The 17,409-nt window shown below is 72.9% G+C and carries 18 protein-coding genes; 6 read left to right on the top strand and 12 right to left on the bottom strand.

Features of this window, described 5'->3' with window-relative positions:
* Positions 1-60: 60 nt before the first annotated feature.
* Complete coding sequence (locus ACIQOE_RS08760; RefSeq protein WP_351313925.1) at positions 61-255, bottom strand: antitoxin; 195 nt, start codon at positions 253-255, stop codon at positions 61-63.
* Between the two features lie 162 nt (positions 256-417).
* Here ACIQOE_RS08760 and ACIQOE_RS08755 point away from each other — a divergent pair, with 162 nt between their 5' ends.
* On the top strand, positions 418-2,892 hold the full coding sequence (locus tag ACIQOE_RS08755) for an ATP-dependent Clp protease ATP-binding subunit (RefSeq protein WP_351313922.1): 2,475 nt from the start codon (positions 418-420) through the stop codon (positions 2,890-2,892).
* Here the strand turns inward: ACIQOE_RS08755 and ACIQOE_RS08750 are convergent, their stop codons facing one another.
* Positions 2,893-3,891 (bottom strand): LLM class flavin-dependent oxidoreductase, encoded by a 999-nt coding sequence (locus tag ACIQOE_RS08750; RefSeq protein ID WP_399009469.1) that lies wholly within the window; start codon positions 3,889-3,891, stop codon positions 2,893-2,895.
* A 76-nt stretch (positions 3,892-3,967) separates the two neighbouring features.
* On the opposite strand from ACIQOE_RS08750, the gene ACIQOE_RS08745 reads away from it, so the two are divergent.
* On the top strand, positions 3,968-4,459 hold the full coding sequence (locus ACIQOE_RS08745) for a hypothetical protein (RefSeq protein WP_351313916.1): 492 nt from the start codon (positions 3,968-3,970) through the stop codon (positions 4,457-4,459).
* A gap of 39 nt (positions 4,460-4,498) precedes the next feature.
* On the opposite strand, the gene ACIQOE_RS08740 is transcribed toward ACIQOE_RS08745, so the two are convergent.
* The 3 genes from ACIQOE_RS08740 to ACIQOE_RS08730 are packed head-to-tail and all read right to left on the bottom strand — an operon-like array spanning position 4,499 to position 6,549.
* Positions 4,499-4,714, bottom strand: a complete 216-nt coding sequence (locus ACIQOE_RS08740; RefSeq protein ID WP_351313913.1) for a dodecin — start codon at positions 4,712-4,714, stop codon at positions 4,499-4,501.
* 19 nt (positions 4,715-4,733) lie between these two features.
* A complete protein-coding gene (locus ACIQOE_RS08735; RefSeq protein ID WP_401410582.1) occupies positions 4,734-5,957 on the bottom strand; it encodes a GDSL-type esterase/lipase family protein in 1,224 nt (407 codons plus the stop codon).
* A gap of 4 nt (positions 5,958-5,961) precedes the next feature.
* A complete protein-coding gene (locus ACIQOE_RS08730; RefSeq protein WP_351313907.1) occupies positions 5,962-6,549 on the bottom strand; it encodes a TetR/AcrR family transcriptional regulator in 588 nt (195 codons plus the stop codon).
* 71 nt (positions 6,550-6,620) lie between these two features.
* On the opposite strand from ACIQOE_RS08730, the gene ACIQOE_RS08725 reads away from it, so the two are divergent.
* Positions 6,621-7,112 (top strand): FBP domain-containing protein, encoded by a 492-nt coding sequence (locus ACIQOE_RS08725; RefSeq protein ID WP_365559621.1) that lies wholly within the window; start codon positions 6,621-6,623, stop codon positions 7,110-7,112.
* 136 nt (positions 7,113-7,248) lie between these two features.
* Positions 7,249-8,511, top strand: coding sequence for an extracellular solute-binding protein (locus ACIQOE_RS08720; protein ID WP_365559619.1), 1,263 nt, complete (start codon positions 7,249-7,251; stop codon positions 8,509-8,511).
* A 9-nt stretch (positions 8,512-8,520) separates the two neighbouring features.
* Here ACIQOE_RS08720 and egtD read toward each other — a convergent pair whose 3' ends face one another.
* The 4 genes from egtD to egtA are packed head-to-tail and all read right to left on the bottom strand — an operon-like array spanning position 8,521 to position 12,933.
* Positions 8,521-9,483 (bottom strand): L-histidine N(alpha)-methyltransferase, encoded by a 963-nt coding sequence (gene egtD / locus ACIQOE_RS08715; RefSeq protein WP_365559618.1) that lies wholly within the window; start codon positions 9,481-9,483, stop codon positions 8,521-8,523.
* Entirely contained in the window at positions 9,480-10,283 is an 804-nt protein-coding gene (gene egtC / locus ACIQOE_RS08710; RefSeq protein ID WP_362643519.1) for an ergothioneine biosynthesis protein EgtC, read from the bottom strand. The genes egtD and egtC overlap by 4 nt, the downstream gene beginning before the upstream one ends.
* Positions 10,283-11,608: an ergothioneine biosynthesis protein EgtB gene (gene egtB, locus ACIQOE_RS08705; RefSeq protein ID WP_351313893.1), complete on the bottom strand. Its 1,326-nt coding sequence runs from the start codon at positions 11,606-11,608 to the stop codon at positions 10,283-10,285. The genes egtC and egtB overlap by 1 nt, the downstream gene beginning before the upstream one ends.
* On the bottom strand, positions 11,605-12,933 hold the full coding sequence (gene egtA / locus ACIQOE_RS08700) for an ergothioneine biosynthesis glutamate--cysteine ligase EgtA (protein WP_351313890.1): 1,329 nt from the start codon (positions 12,931-12,933) through the stop codon (positions 11,605-11,607). Before egtA ends, egtB begins: the two co-directional genes overlap by 4 nt.
* Positions 12,934-13,212: 279 nt before the next feature.
* Here egtA and ACIQOE_RS08695 point away from each other — a divergent pair, with 279 nt between their 5' ends.
* Positions 13,213-14,043: a TIGR02452 family protein gene (locus tag ACIQOE_RS08695; protein WP_401410577.1), complete on the top strand. Its 831-nt coding sequence runs from the start codon at positions 13,213-13,215 to the stop codon at positions 14,041-14,043.
* A gap of 4 nt (positions 14,044-14,047) precedes the next feature.
* Here the strand turns inward: ACIQOE_RS08695 and ACIQOE_RS08690 are convergent, their stop codons facing one another.
* Together ACIQOE_RS08690 and ACIQOE_RS08685 are read right to left on the bottom strand one after the other, a co-directional pair.
* Positions 14,048-14,497, bottom strand: a complete 450-nt coding sequence (locus ACIQOE_RS08690; protein WP_351313884.1) for a type II toxin-antitoxin system PemK/MazF family toxin — start codon at positions 14,495-14,497, stop codon at positions 14,048-14,050.
* A gap of 19 nt (positions 14,498-14,516) precedes the next feature.
* On the bottom strand, positions 14,517-15,317 hold the full coding sequence (locus tag ACIQOE_RS08685) for an alpha/beta fold hydrolase (protein WP_401410575.1): 801 nt from the start codon (positions 15,315-15,317) through the stop codon (positions 14,517-14,519).
* Between the two features lie 62 nt (positions 15,318-15,379).
* Here ACIQOE_RS08685 and ACIQOE_RS08680 point away from each other — a divergent pair, with 62 nt between their 5' ends.
* The gene (locus tag ACIQOE_RS08680) at positions 15,380-15,793 is read left to right on the top strand and encodes a MarR family winged helix-turn-helix transcriptional regulator (protein WP_362643514.1); all 414 of its coding nucleotides are present in this window, start codon (positions 15,380-15,382) and stop codon (positions 15,791-15,793) included.
* Positions 15,794-15,852: 59 nt separating this feature from the next.
* Here the strand turns inward: ACIQOE_RS08680 and ACIQOE_RS08675 are convergent, their stop codons facing one another.
* Complete coding sequence (locus ACIQOE_RS08675; RefSeq protein ID WP_401410573.1) at positions 15,853-17,343, bottom strand: flotillin family protein; 1,491 nt, start codon at positions 17,341-17,343, stop codon at positions 15,853-15,855.
* Between the last annotated feature and the right edge of the window lie 66 nt (positions 17,344-17,409).

The following is a 17,409-nucleotide window of genomic DNA, read 5'->3' as shown; positions in this document are numbered from 1 at the left end:
CTCGGTACGGACGACTCGCCGGGCAGGGACAAACCCCGCGAGTCTAGTCCGTGCGGTGTGTCAGGGCCGCGGAGGGTTGTTCCGGTTCCGCTCCTGGTCGATGTAGTCGGTGGCCTTCTGCTGGCCCATGTCGACCTGGGACTGGTACTTGTTCCCGGTCCGCTGGTCGATCATGTCGCCGCCCTTGTCGACGCCCTTCTTGGCCTGGTCCTCGTGGCCCTTGAGCATCCCCTTGAGCTTGTCCAGCATGGACATGGCAGCCCTCCTCGCTGGTTGAGGCTTCCCCACCAGCGTCACCGGCCCCGGCCCGGTCCGCATCTCGGCGGCCGTCCCCGTGCGGGCCCGGCCCGCCTGTGCGAGGTTGGAAGACGCGGAATCCCGCCGACCGCAAGCTGAGCGCAGAAAGGCCCGGGTCCCATGAGCACTCCCGGTTTCGGATACGGCCGCAGCCCCTTCGAAGACTTCGACGAGCTGATGTCCCGGTTCTTCGGCGGCTCGGGACCGGCCGTGCCGGCCCGCCGCCCGCAGCGCGTGGACATCGGCAGCCTGCTCTCCGAGCGGGCGCGCGAACTGGTGGCGGAGGCCCGCGAACTCGCCGCGGGCGAGGACAGCGACGAGGTCGACGCCCGGCACCTGCTGGCCGCGGCCACCACGCACGACTCCACCCGGCGGCTGCTCACCGAGGCCGGCGCGGATCCCGACCAGCTCCGCGAGCGGCTCACCGCCGGCCACGGCGGCACCGGTGGCCGGACGGAGCCCACCGCCCTGACCCCGGCCGCCAAGCGCGCCCTGCTCGACGCCTACCAGATCTCCCGCGCCGAGGGCGCCTCCTACATCGGCCCCGAGCACCTGCTGCGCGCGCTCGCCGCGAACCCGGAGTCGACGGCCGGCCGGGCGCTCGCCGAGAGCGGCTGGGAACCCGCCCGGATGCCGGCCGAGGGCGCGGCGGAGCGGAAGAAGCCCAGCACCACGCCGACCATCGACGAGTACGGCCGCGACCTCACCGAGGACGCCCGCGCCGGGCGCCTGGACCCGGTGATCGGACGGGACGACGAGGTCGAGCAGACCATCGAGGTGCTCTCCCGGCGCGGCAAGAACAACCCGGTGCTGATCGGCGACCCCGGAGTCGGCAAGACCGCCATCGTCGAGGGCATCGCGCAGCGCATCGTCGCCGGTGACGTGCCCAAGACCCTGGAGGGCAAGCGGCTGGTCTCCCTCGACCTGGCCGGCATGGTGGCCGGCACCAAGTACCGCGGCGAGTTCGAGGAGCGGCTGAAGAAACTCCTCGACGAGGTCCGCGAGAACAGCGACGGACTGGTGCTGTTCCTGGACGAGTTGCACACCGTGGTCGGGGCCGGCGGAGGCGGAGACGGCTCCCTGGACGCGGGCAACATCCTCAAGCCCGCCCTCGCCCGCGGCGAGCTGCACCTGATCGGCGCGACCACGATCGACGAGTACCGCAAGCACATCGAGAAGGACGCGGCCCTGGAACGCCGGTTCGCGCCGATCCTGGTCGGCGAGCCCAGCGTCGACGACACCATCGCGATCCTGCGCGGACTGCGCGACCGGTACGAGGCCCACCACCAGGTCCGGATCACCGACGAGGCGGTCGTCGCGGCCGCCGAGCTGTCCGACCGGTACATCACCTCCCGCTTCCTGCCGGACAAGGCGATCGACCTGATGGACCAGGCCGCCGCCCGGGTCCGGCTGCGCTCGAAGACCCCGCCCACCGACACCCGGGACATCGAGGACCGGATCGCGGCCCTGACCCGGGAGAAGGACCAGGCCGTCGCCGACGAGGAGTACGAGCGCGCCAAGGAACTGCGCGACCGCATCAAGGAGACCGAGGCGGAACTGGCGCAGGAGGGCACGGCCGACGAGCACGCGCCCAAGGTGACCGCCGAGGACATCGCCGAGGTCGTCTCCCGCAGCACCGGCATCCCGGTCGCCGAGCTGACCGAGGAGGAGCGGGAGCGGCTGATGAAGCTGGAGGACCACCTGCACGAGCGGGTGGTGGGCCAGGACGAGGCGATCACCGCCGTCGCCCGCGCGGTCCGCCGCGCCCGGGCCGGCATGAGCGACCCCAACCGCCCCATGGGCAGCTTCCTCTTCCTCGGCCCGACCGGCGTCGGCAAGACCGAGCTGGCCCGCGCCCTGGCCGCCGCCCTCTTCGGCGACGAGAACCGCATGATCCGCCTGGACATGAGCGAGTTCCAGGAGCGCCACACGGTCTCCCGGCTGGTCGGCGCCCCGCCCGGATACGTCGGCCACGAGGAGGCCGGCCAGCTCACCGAGGCGGTGCGCAGGCAGCCGTACGCCGTGCTGCTCCTGGACGAGGTGGAGAAGGCGCACCCGGACGTCTTCAACACGCTGCTGCAACTCCTCGACGACGGCCGCCTCACCGACGCCCAGGGCCGCACCGTCGACTTCAAGAACACCGTCGTGATCATGACGTCGAACATCGGCGCCGACCGCATCCTGGCCGCCGGCACCGAGGACTACACCAAGGTCCGCGAGGCCGTCATGCCGGCCCTGCAGCAGCACTTCAGGCCGGAGTTCCTGAACCGCATCGACGAGATCATCGTCTTCCGCGGCCTGGACCGCACCCAGCTGCGCGAGATCGTCGACCTGCTGCTGGAGAACACCCGGCGCCGCCTGCACGCGCAGGACGTCGGCCTCGACGTCACCGACGAGGCCGCCGGACTGCTCGCCAACCTCGGCCACGAACCCGACTTCGGGGCCCGCCCGCTGCGCCGCACCATCCAGCGCGAGGTCGACGACCGCCTCGCCGACCTGCTGCTCTCCGGTCAGCTGACGGCCGGTGACCGGGCGGTGGTGGACGCGGCCGACGGCGAGATCGTGGTCCGCGCCGACCATCCCGCCGAGGTCTGATCAGGGGTTCACGACGGAGGCCAGCCGCCGATAGGAGTCCAGCAGCGCCGTACGGTCGTACGTACTGGTGGTGACCAGGACCTCGTCGGCGGCGGTCTCCTTCAGGACGCTCTCCAGCTCGTCGGCGACCTGCTCCGCGGTGCCGGCGAGATGCCCGGCGAGACCGGACTCGTACAGGCCGCGCTCCTTGGCGGTCATCGTCCTGCCCTCGACCGCCTCGGCCGGGGGCAGCGGCGGGAAGCTGCCGTGGGTGCGGGAGTACGCCATCGACCAGGCCTCCGGGACGAGCAGCCGCCGGGCCGCCTCGGGCGTGGCGGCGACGGCGACGGTCCCGGAGATCACCACGTAGGGCTCGGCGGCCCATGCGGAGGGACGGAAGCGGTCCCGGTAGCGGTCGACGCCCCGGCGCATCCGGTCCCGGTCGCGCAGGTCGCCGATGACCATCGGCAGTCCGGCACGGGCCGCGATCTCGGCGCCCTCGCCCATCGCCAGCACGAACGGCGGCACCCGCAGCCCCTCGGCCGGGCGGGCCCGCACGCCGGTCGGCGAGGTGCCCTCGAACCAGCCGAGCAGTTCGGCCAGTTGCGCCGCGAAGTCGTCGGCGTCGTCCTTGCCGCGCCCGAGCGCCCTGCGGACCCCGTCGGTGAACCCCACCGACCGGCCGAGCCCCATGTCGATCCGCCCGGGGAACAGCGACTCCAGCACCCCGAACTGCTCGGCCACGACCAGGGGCCGGTGGTTGGGCAGCATGACACCGCCGGTCCCGACCCGGAGGGTGCGGGTCGCGGCGGCGACGGCGGCGGCCAGCACGGTCGGCGCCGAACCGGCGACCCCGGGCACCCCGTGGTGCTCCGACACCCAGAACCGGTGGTAGCCGAGTGCCTCCACCTCCCGGGCCAGCGCCACGGTGTCCCGCAGCGCCGCACCGGGGGAGTGGCCCTCGCGGGTGCGTGAGCGGTCGAGGACGGAGAACCGGGTCCGGGCGGTCAGCGCGTTCACAGTGGGTTCAACAGCGCGGCGGCTCCAGGATTCCCGCCGCCCGACCGTGGTGCGGGAGCCCGGTTAGGGTGGCCGCGTGACCGAGAGCAGCCACCGTCCCCTCGCCGTGTTCGACATCGACAACACGCTCGCCGACACCGCGCACCGCCAGCGGTTCCTGGAGGGCGGCCGCCGGGACTGGGACGCGTTCTTCGCGGCGGCGCCGCACGATCCGCCGCTCGCCGAGGGCATCGCGCTGGCCGTGGCCGCCGCCGAGGAGTGCGAGATCGTCTACCTCACCGGGCGGCCCGACCGCTGCCGGCGGGCCACCCTGGAGTGGCTCGCCGCCCACGGGCTGCCCGAGGGGCGCGTGCACATGCGGCGCGACGCCGACCGCAGGCCCGCCCGGCGCACCAAGCTGGAGATCCTGCGCCGCCTCGCCGAACGGCGCGAGGTCCGCTTCCTCGCCGACGACGACGAGCTGGTGTGCGACGACGCCGAACGGGCCGGGTTCACGGTGGTGCGGGCCCGCTGGGCCGACCGCTCGGCCGCGCTGGAGCGGGCCCAGGAAGCGGACGGGCGGACCTGACGCCCGCCCGCTGGGACCCGCCCCGCGCGGCCGCGGCCGTCAGCCCTCGTCGTCGATGCGGAAGCCCACCTTCAGGCCCACCTGGTAGTGCTCGACCTGCCCGTTCTCGATCTGGCCCCTGACCTGGGTCACCTCGAACCAGTCCAGGTTGCGCAGGGTCTGGTTGGCGCGTGCGACACCGTTGCGGATGGCCTGGTCGATGCCCTCGTTGGAGGTGCCGACGATCTCGGTGACCCGGTAGGTGTGGTTCGGCATCGGGATGCTCCTCTCGTGGTCACTCCACCGTGCCGCATCCGGAAGCCGAGCGCGAGGCGTCGGTGACCGGCGGCGCGGCGGCGAAGGGGCCGCCGGGGCCGAACACGAGCCGTGCGAAGTTCTCGGCGATGCGCCGGTGCCCCGCCGGATCGGGATGCACCTCGTCGGGCAGCGGGAACCGCGCGTACTCCCGCTCGCCGTACAGCTCCCGGCCGTCGAGGTAGTGCAGGTGCGGGTCGTCGGCCGCGCGCTGCGCGACGATCCGGGCGAGTTCGGCGCGTACGACACCGAGCGCCAGGCGGCCGGCCGCGCGTTCGGCGGGATCGCCGGTCGCCCTGAACCGCAGGGTCCCGCCGTCGAAGTCGGGGGCGAGCGGTCCGGGTGTGTCCTCCTGGACCGGGCACAGCAGGGCGGAGACGACCAGCAGCGGTGTGCTCGGATGCCCTTCGCGCAGGGTGTCGAGGAAGCCGTGCACCGCGGGGGTGAACGCGCGCAGGCGCATGGCGTCGGCGTTGACGATGTTGATGCCGATCTTCACGCTGATCAGGTCCGCGGGCGCGTCCCGCATCGCGCGCGCGGTGAACGGGTCCAGCAGCGCGCTGCCGCCGAACCCCAGGTTCACCAGCTCCACCTGGCCCTCGGCGGCGGCCAGCGCGGGCCAGGTGGCCGTCGGGTGCGTGGCGTTCGAGCCGTGGCTGATGGAACTGCCGTGGTGCATCCAGACCCTGCGCCCGCGGTCCCGCGCCCGCTCGACGGGGGCGTCGGTGCGCAGCGCGACGAGTTCGGTGATCTCCGTGTGCGGCAGCCAGATCTCGACGTCCTTGTCACCCGCGGGCAGACCGGTGAACCGCGCGGTGCCGGCCGGTCCCTCCGTGAGTTCGGCGGACTGGGTGACCATGTCGGTGACCGTGTACACGTTGCCGCCGGGCACCGTCGCCTGGGCGGTGAGGCGGCCGTCGGCCATCAGGTCGTACACGCCGTCCGCCGGGGCCGGGAACCCCTGGTACACCCGTTTGGTGGGCAGGGCGTCCAGTTCGACGGTGGTGGCGCGGGTACGGAAGGCCAGCCGTACGCCGGAGGGCTGGGCCTCGGCCTGGGCCAGCCGGTCGTCCGGGATCTGCCGGCGCGCCCGTGCGGGCAGCCGGTGCGGCAGCAGGCCGTGCGCGGTCTCCTCCACGTCCAGGAAGCCGCGCAGCAGGTCCGCGGTGACGGGGGTGGTGATCCAGTCGGGTTCGGTGCTCATTGCCTCAGCCTGTCGAGGAGTGGGTGGGTGCGGCCCGGCCGCGCAGCAGGGCGTCGAGGGAGTCCACGATCCAGGCCCACGACTCCCGCGGGTCCGGGGCGCTGTGGTCGAAGCCTCCGGCCAGCTCCAGGCTGACGTAGCCGTGGAAGACGCTGCCGAGCATCCGGACCGCGTGGGTCTGGTCCGGCTCCGCCAGGTCGTAGCCGCGCAGGATGGCCCGGGTCATCTGGGCGTGCCGGACGCCGGCACTGGCGGCGGCCGTCTCCGGATCGAGGCGGAGCCGGGCGGCGGCGTACCGGCCGGGGTGCTCGCGGGCGTAGCCCCGGTAGGCCTCGGCGAAGGCGGCCAGCGCGTCCTTCCCGGCCCGGCCCGCCAGGGCGTCGGCGGCCCGGTCGGCGAGTTCCTCCAGGGCGAACAGGGCGATCCTGGTCCTGAGTTCCTGGGAGTTCTTCAGGTGCGAGTACAGACTCGCGACCTTGACGTCGAAGCGCCGGGCGAGCGCCGAGACGGTCACCTGGTCGAAGCCGACCTCGTCGGCCAGCTCCGCCCCGGCCACGGTCAGCCGCTCCGGGGTCAGCCCTGCTCTAGCCATAATCTTCCTCCTGTCCGCCGAGAACGATAATGCATTTGCCTAAAGCTTTTAGGCAAATTAGCCTGCGGTGCATGAAGCCCCTGACCGAGCGGGAGATCCGCGCCGCCTTCGTGAACTGCACCAAGGGCGAGGCCAAGCGCCTGTTCGTCCCCCATGACCTGTCCGACCGCCCGTGGGGCGATCTGGACTTCCTCGGCTGGCGGGACCCCCAGGCGCCCGACCGCGCCTACCTGGCCGTCGAGCTGGACGGACGCACGGTGGCCCTGGCCCTGCGCTCCTCGGGCGCCTCCTCCTGGCAGGCGCGGCGCAGCATGTGCTCGATCTGCCTGACCACCCACACCGGAGGCGTCTCGCTGATGGTCGCCGCCAAGCCGGGCAGGGCCGGGCAGCAGGGGAACTCCGTGGGCGTCTACCTGTGCAGCGACCTCGCCTGTCCGCTCTACGTCCGGGGCAGGAAGGACGCGGGCGCCGGCGCCCGCATGCCCGAGTCGCTCACGCTGGAGGAGAAGGTCCAGCGGACCCTCGCCAACCTCACGGCCTTCGTCGCCCGGGTCACCGCCTGACCGCGCGCCGTGTCGGCGGCCCTTGACCCTGCGTATTGGTCTGTACCAAAATCCCGTACACCCGTATGAGCCATCCGTGCTCGTTCCCCCACGTCGGGCCATTTCCCCTGTCCGCCAGACAGAACTGGACCCCCTCGTGAGACCTCGTCGCCCGCTCGCCCTCGTCTGTGTGTCCGCCGCGCTGCTCAGCGCCTGTGGCGTCCTGCCGGGCGGCTCGGACGGGCGGCACACGGTCACGGTGTGGCTGATGCAGAACAGTGCTTCCCCGGAGTTCCTGCGCCGGTTCACCGCGGACTTCGAGCGCACCCACAAGGACATCCGCGTCGACATCCGCATCCAGCAGTGGACCGGGATCGTGGACAAGGTGCAGACGGCGCTCAAGTCCGACTCCGCCGACGCTCCCGACGTCATCGAGGTCGGCAACACCCAGGTCCCGCAGTACGTCGAGGGCGGCCGGCTCACCGACCTGACCCTGGAGTCGATGCGGGACTGGGGCAAGGAGCACTGGCTGCCCGGCCTCGCCGAACCCGGCCGGGACGACTCCCGCCAGTACGGCATCCCCTGGTACGCGGCCAACCGCGTGGTCATCTACCGCAAGGACCTCTTCAGGAAGGCCGGCATCACCTCCCCGCCCAGAACCCGCGACGAGTGGCTGGCCGACACCGAGAAGCTCAACTCGGGCGGTAACCAGGGGATCTACCTCGCCGGACAGGACTGGTACACGCTCTCCGGGTTCATCTGGGACGAGGGCGGCGACCTCGCGGTGGAGACGGACGCCGCCTGGCAGGGCGCCCTGGACAGCCCGGCCGCGCTGCGCGGGATGGACTTCTACCGGCGGCTCCAGGCCCTGGGCGCGGGACCCGTCGACGCCGACGAGGAACACCCGCCCCAGGCGCAGGTGTTCGCCTCCGGCCAGGTCGCCCAGCTCATCGCGGTGCCCGGCCTCGCCCAGTCCATCGTGCAGGAGAACCCGGAACTCAAGGACGAGATCGGCTACTTCCCGGTGCCGGGCCGCACCGCCGCGCACCCCGGTGCCGTCTTCACCGGCGGCTCCGACCTGGTCGTACCGCAGAACACCGACCGGCCCTACGATGCCACCGCCGTCGTCGGCGCGCTGGCCGGCGCCAAGTGGGACACCGAACTGGCCCGCACCATGAACTACGTGCCGAACAAGACCACGCTCGCGGGCGCGGTCGCCGGGTCGGAGGGGGTCGCCGCCATGGCGGCGGGAGCCGCACAGGGCCGGGCGACCCCCAACACCCCCGACTGGCCGGCGGTCGAGGCCGCCAACCCGATCAAGGGCTACATGACCAAGGTGCTCCGCGGGGCGGACCCCGCGACCGAGGCCCGCCGTGCCTCCCGCAGGATCACCGAACTGCTCGCGCCGGACTTCGGCTGAGCCGGCGGGTCAGCGGGCGACGCTGAGGGAGAGCGCGAAGCGGCCCTGCGGGTCGGTCCACCAGTGGGTCAGCTCAAGGCCCGCGGCGGCCAGTTCGGCGGTCACGCCGTCCCGCCGGAACTTCGCCGAGATCTCGGTGCGCAGCTCCTCGCCCGCCGCGAAGTCGACGGCCAGGTCCAGCGCCGGCACCTTCACGGTCTGCGCGACACGGGAGCGCAGCCGCATCTCGATCCACTCCTGCTCCGCGTCCCACAGGGCGACGTGGTCGAAGGCGGCCGGGTCGAAGTCGGCGTCCAGTTCACGGTCGACGACGGCCAGGACGTTCTTGTTGAACTCCGCCGTCACCCCGGCCGCGTCGTCGTACGCGCGGACCAGCACGTCCTCGTCCTTGACCAGGTCGGTGCCGAGCAGCAGCGCGTCACCGGGCGCGAGCAGCCCGCGCACCGAGGCCAGGAACACGGCCCGCTCGGCGGGCAGCAGGTTCCCGATGGTGCCGCCGAGGAAGGCCACCAGCCGCGGCCCCGGTGTCTCGGGCAGGCTCATCCGGCCGGTGAAGTCGGCGATCAGGGCGTGCACCGACAGCGCGGGGCGCTCCTCGACGAGCGCCCGGCCGGCCTGCGTCAGCGCGCTCTCGCTGACGTCGACCGGGACGTACACCTCCAGGGAGGTGAGCGCGTCGATGAGCAGGCGGGTCTTCTCGGAGGAGCCTGAGCCGAGCTCCACCAGGGTCCGGGCGCCGCTCGCGGCGGCGATCTCGGCCGACCGGGCGAGCAGGATCTCCCGTTCGGCCCGGGTCGGGTAGTACTCGGGCAGTTCGGTGATCTGCTCGAACAGCTCGCTGCCCCGGGCGTCGTAGAACCACTTCGGCGGCAGCGTCTTGGGCGTGGCGGTGAGGCCGTTCAGGACGTCGGCGCGCAGCGCGGCGTCCGTCGCGTCCTCGGGAAGGGTGCGGGTGACACGGAAGGGACTCACGTACAGGGCTCCTTCGGGGATGCGGACGCCGGGGCCTCGGCCGGGCTCGGGTCCCGGTCCTCGACCGGGGCGAGGGTGACGCCCCGGCGGCTCGCGACGAGCAGTGTGCGGTCGGGGACGTCCTGCCAGCGCGGGTCGTCGTCGTACGGCTCGGAGGCGACGACGACGCGGTGGCCGGGTTCCGAGAGGTGGCTGAGACTGTCGCCCCAGGCGGTGGCGGCGATGGTCTCGCCGTCGGTGAGCAGCAGGTTGAGCCGGGCCGCCGGGGCCGCCTCGGCGATCTGGAGAACCGTTTCGGCGAGGGCGCGGCCCGGCGGTGTGCCCGACCGCAGCCGGTGCAGGACCAGGGCCCAGACGAACGCGGAGTCGGTGCGTGCCTCCAGGGAGAGCAGGTCGGCCGCGGGCAGCAGCGGCACCAGGGACGCCACGGCCTGCGGCCAGCCGGGGATCGCCCCGTTGTGGCTGAACAGCCAGCGGCCCGCGGCGAACGGCGCCGCCGCGGCCTCGCCGTCCGCACCCGCCAGCGTGGCGTCCCGTACGGCGGCCAGCAGCGCGCCGGTGCGCACCACCCGGGCCAGGTCGGCGAAGGACGGGTCGGCCCAGACCGGCCCGGCCCGCCGGTAACGGGCCGGCTGCGGATCACCGTCGGCGTACCAGCCCACGCCGAAACCGTCGGCGTTGACCGTCCCGTACCGCTGCCGCCGCGGTGCCCACGACTGCCGGTACAGGGAGTGGGCGGGCTCCACGAGGAGCCGGCCGAGCGGCTCCTCGGGTCCCAGGCAGGCCAGATGACGGCACATCAGGCCGTCTCCGCGCTGCGGGCGGTGCGGAATCCGGAGAAGATCTGCCGCCGGATCGGATAGTCCCAGTTGCGGAACGTCCCGCGGCAGGCCACCGGGTCCACGGCGAACGAACCGCCGCGCAGCACCTTGTACTCGGGGCCGAAGAACACGTCCGAGTACTCCTTGTACGGGAACGCGCTGAAGCCGGGGTAGGGAAGGAAGTCGCTGGACGTCCACTCCCAGACGTCACCGATCAACTGCCGTACGCCCAGCGGTGACTCGCCCTGCGGATAGCTGCCCGCCGGGGCGGGGCGCAGGTGGCGCTGGCCGAGGTTGGCGTGGGCCTGCGCCGGATCCGCGTCGCCCCACGGATAGCGCCGGGACCGGTTCTCGGCGGGGTCGTGCCGGGCGGCCTTCTCCCACTCGGCCTCGGTGGGCAGCCGGCGGCCGGCCCAGCGGGCGTAGGCGTCCGCCTCGTACCAGCACACGTGCAGCACCGGCTCCTCGGGCGGCACGACCTCGGTGACCCCGAACCGGCGCCGCAGCCACTGATCGCCCTCACGGCGCCAGTAGTGCGGGGCGACGATCGAGTGCTCCCGGACGTGCGCCCAGCCCTCCGGGGTCCACCAGCGCTCGTCGTCGTAGCCGCCGTCCTCGATGAACGCCAGGTACCGGCCGTTGGTGACCGGGGTGGTGTCGATCCAGAAGGGCGCGACCTCCCGCCGGTGCGCGGGGCGTTCGTTGTCCAGCGCCCACGGCTCGGTGGAGGTGCCCATGGTGAACGGGCCGCCGGGGACCAGGACTTCCGAGGGGCCGGTGAACGGCGGCACCGGGTCCGGGTCCGGGGCGGTCAGCGCCTGGGGGCCCTTGCGGAGCTGATGGGTGATCAGCATCGTCTCGTCGTGCTGCTGTTCGTGCTGGGCGATCATCCCGAAGGCGAAGCCCGCCTCGGTCAGCCGGGTGCCGCTGAACGCCGCGCCCTCCAGCAGGTCCAGCGCCCGCCCGCGCACCTCGGCCGCGTACCGCCGGGCCTCCTCGGGCGGCAGCAGCGGCAGCGTGGGACGTTCGGAGCGCGGGTGCTCGAAGGCGTCGTAGAGGCTGTCGATCTCGGGGCGCATCGGCTCCCGGCCGCCGACGTTGCGCAGCAGCCAGAGCTCTTCCTGGTTGCCGATGTGGGCCAGGTCCCAGACCAGCGGGGACATCAGCGGGGAGTGCTGGGCGGTCAGGTCGGGCCCCTCGACGCAGCTGGTCAGGAGCGTGGTGCGGTCCCTGGCCGTGGTCAGGGACGCCAGGGCCCGGTCCCGCAGGGCCTCGATGTCGATGTCGGTCTCGGGGGCGGTCATGCGGGGATGTCCTTCCCGTGGGCGCGGCTCGGTTCGCCGCGCAGGGGGTCCAGCAGGTCGTCGGCCGGGCAGCGGCCCCGGCGCACGTAGCGGTCGGTGAACGCCGCCACGGCGGCCACCACCTCGCGGGCCGCGCCGAGCCGGGGCAGTGCCTCCAGCGCGGCCGCGAAACAGGCGACGGCGGCCTCGTGCAGCTCCGGGTCGCCGAGTCCGGTACGGGCCGCGTCGATCCACAGCGGATTGTTCGGCGCGGTCCGCGGCCGCGCCCGCTCGGCCAGCGGTTTCACCGTCCGGTACGCGGTCTCGGCGGCCTCCGGGTCGTCGAACAGCGCCGTCGTCACCGCCAGCGGCACGATCCAGCCGTCGTCACCGGGCTGCGCGTCGATCATCCGCAGCTCCAGATGACCGCGCGGCCGGACCGGCGGGAACAGCGTGGTGAGGTGGTACGCGAGGTCGGCCCTGGTGGGCGACCCGGACCGGGTCCACTCCCGGAAGGTGAGCCCGTCGGGGACCTCCCACGGGCCACCGTCCCGGCGCAGGCACATCACCGGGGCGTCCAGCACGTGCCGGGCCCAGGACGCGCGCGGGTCACCGGCCAGCGGCGGCGCTCCCGCGCGGCCCGCGCCGATCTCCATCCACAGCAGCTGCCGGGTGGAGACCCAGCCGGTGGGACGTCCGTCCACCAACGGGGAGTTCGCGAAGGCGGCCACCAGGACCGGGCCCAGCTGATGGGCCAGCCACCAGCGGCGGACGTGCCCCAGCGGACCGGGCTCCTCGTGCCCCGCGTCCAGGCAGACCTGTACTGAGGCCGAGCTGCACATCATGTGGCGGCCCGCCGGGCCGGTGCGGTCCAGGCATCTCTCCATGGCCTCGTAGCGCGGTTCGCGCAGGAAGCGGCGGGGTGTGTGCCAGGGATCGTGACCGGCGCCCACGAGGCCGAGGCCCTGTCGGGCGAGGACCGTACGGACGGCGTCCAGGTCGGCGGAGACGGTACCGATGCACTCCGTCAGGGAGGCGGCGGGCGGCGAGCTGAGCTCCAGCTGACCGCCGGGTTCGACGGTGAGCGCCGACCCCAGGGGTACCGTGCGCAGTGCGGCGTAGGCCGCTTCGAGTCGTTCGGGTGTCACGCGGAGCTGTGGTTGCCGCAGCTCATGGACCAGCCATTCCACCTCGACCCCGACCGTGCGGGGCGGGCCGGTCTTGAAGCAGATGCCCTTGACCAGGGCCTCCACCTCGGCTTCGGTGACGGCGGTGCGGTCGTCCGAGAAGTCGGTCTTCACCGACCCGTCGGTACAGTCGCCGCCGTCGGATATCGAGTCGGACATGTAGGGATCCTCCTGAGATTCCACCATGCCGCCGGCCCGGCCGTGGATGGGCCCGGGACGGCATCGTCCGTTCCACCCAAGACCTTCGCGCCGATTCGCACAAGGGTACCTATTCGGACGTTCTAGATCGGTAACCTCTGCTTCCTCGCACGTTCCGGCGCCGTTTCGGGCACAGGAAACTCCGTTGCACCGCACCACAAGCATCACCCAGGATGCCTGCATGAGCACGACGGGGGAGACCGCGCAGGTCGCGGGCATGGCGTCCACGGGGGTGGCGCCATGAGCGCGCGCCTGCGCGGGATCGCCCAGGAGACCGAGCTGATCGTGGCGGCGGGGAGCTACCGGACCTCCGAAGGACGCGAGGTCTCCCTGGCCGCCGACATCGCCGCCGCACGTGCCGGGACCCGGATGTACGGCCCGCGGCCGGTGCCGGTCACCGCGCCCGACCCGGTCCGCACGGCGTTCGAGGTCACCGGCGAGAGCAGCCTGGAGGCCGCCCGCCGGCTGGCGGACGCCCCGGTCGCGGTCCTGAACTTCGCCTCGGCACGCAACCCGGGCGGCGGCTATCTGAACGGCGCGCAGGCACAGGAGGAGGCCCTGTGCCGTGCCTCGGCGCTCTACGCCTGCCAACTGGAGGCCCGCGCCTTCTACGACCACCACCGCGCCCACCGCGACCCGTTCTACTCGGACCGGGTGATCCACTCCCCGGCGGTCCCGGTCTTCCGCGACGACCGCGGACGCCTCCTCGCGGAGCCCTACCGCGCCGGTTTCCTCACCTCGGCGGCGCCCAACGCCGGCGTGATCCGCCGTACGGCACCGGAGCGCACCGCCGAACTGCCGGAGGTCCTGGCCGTCCGGGCCGAGCGGGTCATGGAGGTGGCCGCCGCGCACGGCTACCGGCGGCTGGTCCTCGGCGCCTGGGGCTGCGGCGTCTTCCAGAACGACCCCCGCCAGGTCGCGGGGGCCTTCCGGGGGCTGCTGGGCCCCGGCGGACGGTTCGCCGGGACCTTCGCGCACGTGGTCTTCGGGATCCTCGACCGCACGCCGGGATCGACGGTACGCGCGGCCTTCACCGAGGAGTTCCCGGCGGACACGGCCGCTACGGCCTAGATCCTCACCGCCAGCCGTAGCGCTCGTGCAGGCGGTTGCGTACGAGGTTGAAGCGGCCCCGGTCCAGCGCGCAGGCCTCGCGGCGCATGCCGTCCTCGTGCAGCCGCAGCACGCGGTCCACGTTTATCCAGGAGTCGCGGCCCGACCGGTCCCAGGGGCCGCTGCCGAGGGCCACCCACTCGCGGTCGTCGTCGTGCCGCTTGCTCGACAGCTGCACCGCGAGCAGGGTGCCGCCGGCCTCGCGGGCGACTACCAGCACCGGCCGGTCCTTGCCCCGCCCGTCGTTCTCCTCGAACGGCACCCAGGTCCACACGATCTCACCGGGATCGGGGTCGCCGTCGTGGGCGGGGGAGTACTCGGTGCGCACCGTGCCGACCTCGCGCGGGTCGGCCTCGGTGGTCGCGGTGGGGCCGTAACGGCCGGGAATGTTCTCGTCGTCGGTAAGCGCAGTCACGAGGGCACCCTAAGGGGCCTCACCCTGCGAGAACACGCGGGGTGCCGGTACGGCGCAGCTCGGCCTCGATCAACTCGGCGGTCACGTCGGCGCGTTCGATGTGCGGAAGATGACCGGCGCCGGGCACCGGCACGAACCGGCCCGCGGGGAAGGCCCGCGCCCAGGCGGCCCCGTAGGCGGGGGTGACGATCCGGTCGCTCTCGCCCCAGACCACCAGCACCGGCCGCGTCACCCGGCCCAGCCGGGGCAGCAGCTTCGCGCTGGTCATCCGGCCGCCGTCGGTGAGCAGCCGCATGGTCGCCATGTTGGCCTGCCGGCGGGCCAGTTCGGCGGCGGGGAGGGTGGCCGGGTCGACGTGGAAGCGGTCCGGGTCGTGCCAGGAGTGCTCGGCCTGGGCGCGCGGGTCCAGCGCGAAGAAGTCGGTGACCTCCTCGCCGTCGATCTCCGGGCCGACCGCGTTGACCAGGACGAGGCCGGTGATCACTCCGGCCGTGTCACGGAGCGCCATCTCGGCGGCCAGCCGGCCTCCCAGCGAGGAGCCGACGACCAGGACGTCGCGCGCCCCGATGTCCTGGAGCAGGTGCAGATAGGCGGTGACGAGGTCGTCGACGTCGGTCAGCCAGTCGGGGCGGGGTGTTCCGTCCCAGCCCGGGTGGACCGGCGTGAGGACATGGCCGGACTCCGCGAGGCGGGCGGCGAGACCCGCGACGGTCGCGGGGCCCCCGCCTCCGTGCAGGACGAGGACGGTTCGGCCGGAACCGGCCTCGGTGAGGGAGAGGGGCAGGTCGGGATACACCGGGACGGTGCGGTTCGTCGTCATGCCGAGGACTCTAACTAAACATCTTTATATAAACAACCTTAGTCAGGGGTTAGGCTTGCCCCATGCAAGACGACCTGCACGTTCTCGGCCGAGCGGTGAAACAGGCCCAGTACCGGCAGCACCGGGCGATGGACAGCGCGCTCGCGGACGTCGGAACCACCCTCGCGCAGTGGGACGCGCTGCGCGCCATCGACCGGCTGCCCGGCGCCTCGGCGCGCGAGCTGGCCGCCGTCACCTTCCAGAGCGAGCAGGCCTTCGGCACGCTGGTGACCCGGATGGCGGCGCGGGGACTGGTGGAACGGGAACCGGGCCAGGGGCGCCGCATCCTGCACCGCCTCACCGCGGAGGGCGAGCGGATCCTGGCGGCCGGACACGGGGTCGCCGGCCAGGTGCTCGCCGGCTGCTTCGCCGGACTGACGGCACCGGAACGCGCGACCCTGCTGGAACTGCTGCGACGGCTCAACGAGGCCGAATAGACAACAGGGATGCCCCCGGACCCGCCGGGGGCATCCCTGCGCTGCGGCCGCGCCGCCGGCTACTCGCCGTCCTGCTCCACCGGGACCTTCTGCGTCCGCGGGGCCGCGGCCCCGTTGAGGACCGGCGAAGCCACCGCGTGGTCCTGCCCGTTCTGGTGCATCGACGCCAGCAGCTGGCGGGCCAGCCCCAGTCCGGTACCGCCCATCGTGAGCGCCTTGGCGAACATCTCTCCCATGCCGTCGGCGCCGTTGAGCAGCACCATGTTGTCGACGTTGCCGAACGCCGAAGCGCCGGCCTTGACGATCTCCGGCCAGTTCTCGGCGAGTTGCTGGGCGACGACCGCCTCCTGGTTCTCGGCCAGGGCGGCGGCGCGGGCCTTGATGGCCTCGGCCTCGGCGAGGCCCTTGGCCTTGGCCGCCTCGGCGTCCGCCAGACCCTTGGCCTGCGCGGCGGCGGCCTCGGCCTCACCGGTGGCGCGGGTGGCGGCCGCGCTCGCCGTACCGCGGGCCTTGGTCGCCTCGGCCTCGGCGCTCGCGGCCGTCTTGACCCGGGTCGCCTCGGCCGCCGCCGCCAGTTCCGTCTCCTTCGCCTTGGCCTGGGCCGCCGAGATGCGCGCGTCGCGCTCGGCCTCGGCCAGCGTGCGCTTCTCGTAGGCCCGTGCGTCGGCCGGCTTGCGGACGTCCGCCTGGAGCTGCTGTTCGCGCCGGTGCGCCTCCAGTTCGGCGACCCGCGTCTCCTGGACGACGACCTCCTGCCGGGCGGCCGCGTCGGCGAGCGGGCCCGCCTGGCGGGACTGGGCCGCCGCCTTGTCGCGTTCGGCCTGGTAGCCGGCCTGGAGGATCTCGCTGTCCCGGGTGGCCTCCGCCATCCGGGCGAACGAGGCCTGCTCCGCCTCGGTGGCCAGCCGGTTCGCCTCCGCCTGCGCGATCCGCGCGTCCCGCTGGACGGCGGCCGCGTGCGGCATCGCCAGGTTCTTGATGTACCCGGTCGGATCCTCGATCTCGTGGATCTGCAGGGAGTCGACGATCAGTCCCAGCTTCTCCATCTCGGTGCCGCAGGCGGCCCGGGTCTGTCCGGTGAGCTTGTCCCGGTCGCGGATCATGTCCTCGACCGTCAACCCGCCCACGATGGACCGCAGATGACCGGCGAACACGTTGTGCACCCGCTCGGACATCAGCTTCTGCTGGTCCAGGAAACGCCGGCCCGCGTTGGCGATCGACACGAAGTCGTCGCCCACCTTGAAGATGACCACGCCCCGCACCTTCAGCGGAATGCCCTGCTGCGTCACGCAGTCCACCGACAACTCGGTCTCGTTCAGGTCCAGCGAGAGCTTGCGCACCGCCTGCACGCCGGGCAGCACCAGCGTGCCGCGCCCCGTGACGATACGGAATCCCATACCTGCTTCGAGACCCTCGGTCCGATGGTTCGAACCGGAGATGATGAGCGCCTCGTTGGGCTCGGCGACCCGCCACATCATCTTGAACACACCGATCAGCACGAGCACGGCGAGAACCGCCGCCCCCGCAACGACGCCGACGACCATCGGCATACGCCCCCTTTGCATGGTGCCCTGACGGCACCGAACGAAGGGAGTGTGCGCCCGTGCGAGCGCGGG

The sequence above is a fragment of the Streptomyces sp. NPDC091282 genome, assembly GCF_044757385.1.
GTDB classification, from domain to species: Bacteria; Actinomycetota; Actinomycetes; order Streptomycetales; family Streptomycetaceae; genus Streptomyces; species Streptomyces gramineus.
Note: the sequence above shows the minus strand (reverse complement) of the source record. Positions and strands in the feature narration are given on the sequence as shown.

Excerpts from the sequence above, each read along its gene's own strand:
- ACIQOE_RS08730 (WP_351313907.1), bottom strand. The coding sequence starts at position 6,549 with ATGGCTAGAGCAGGGCTGACCCCGGAGCGGCTGACCGTGGCCGGGGCG.
- egtA (WP_351313890.1), bottom strand. The coding sequence starts at position 12,933 with ATGTCCGACTCGATATCCGACGGCGGCGACTGTACCGACGGGTCGGTG.
- ACIQOE_RS08675 (WP_401410573.1), bottom strand. The coding sequence starts at position 17,343 with ATGCCGATGGTCGTCGGCGTCGTTGCGGGGGCGGCGGTTCTCGCCGTG.
- ACIQOE_RS08725 (WP_365559621.1), top strand. The coding sequence starts at position 6,621 with ATGAAGCCCCTGACCGAGCGGGAGATCCGCGCCGCCTTCGTGAACTGC.
- ACIQOE_RS08755 (WP_351313922.1), top strand. The coding sequence starts at position 418 with ATGAGCACTCCCGGTTTCGGATACGGCCGCAGCCCCTTCGAAGACTTC.
- ACIQOE_RS08740 (WP_351313913.1), bottom strand. The coding sequence starts at position 4,714 with ATGCCGAACCACACCTACCGGGTCACCGAGATCGTCGGCACCTCCAAC.
- ACIQOE_RS08760 (WP_351313925.1), bottom strand. The coding sequence starts at position 255 with ATGTCCATGCTGGACAAGCTCAAGGGGATGCTCAAGGGCCACGAGGAC.
- ACIQOE_RS08735 (WP_401410582.1), bottom strand. The coding sequence starts at position 5,957 with ATGAGCACCGAACCCGACTGGATCACCACCCCCGTCACCGCGGACCTG.
- egtB (WP_351313893.1), bottom strand. The coding sequence starts at position 11,608 with ATGACCGCCCCCGAGACCGACATCGACATCGAGGCCCTGCGGGACCGG.
- ACIQOE_RS08695 (WP_401410577.1), top strand. The coding sequence starts at position 13,213 with ATGAGCGCGCGCCTGCGCGGGATCGCCCAGGAGACCGAGCTGATCGTG.
- egtC (WP_362643519.1), bottom strand. The coding sequence starts at position 10,283 with ATGTGCCGTCATCTGGCCTGCCTGGGACCCGAGGAGCCGCTCGGCCGG.
- ACIQOE_RS08685 (WP_401410575.1), bottom strand. The coding sequence starts at position 15,317 with ATGACGACGAACCGCACCGTCCCGGTGTATCCCGACCTGCCCCTCTCC.
- ACIQOE_RS08680 (WP_362643514.1), top strand. The coding sequence starts at position 15,380 with ATGCAAGACGACCTGCACGTTCTCGGCCGAGCGGTGAAACAGGCCCAG.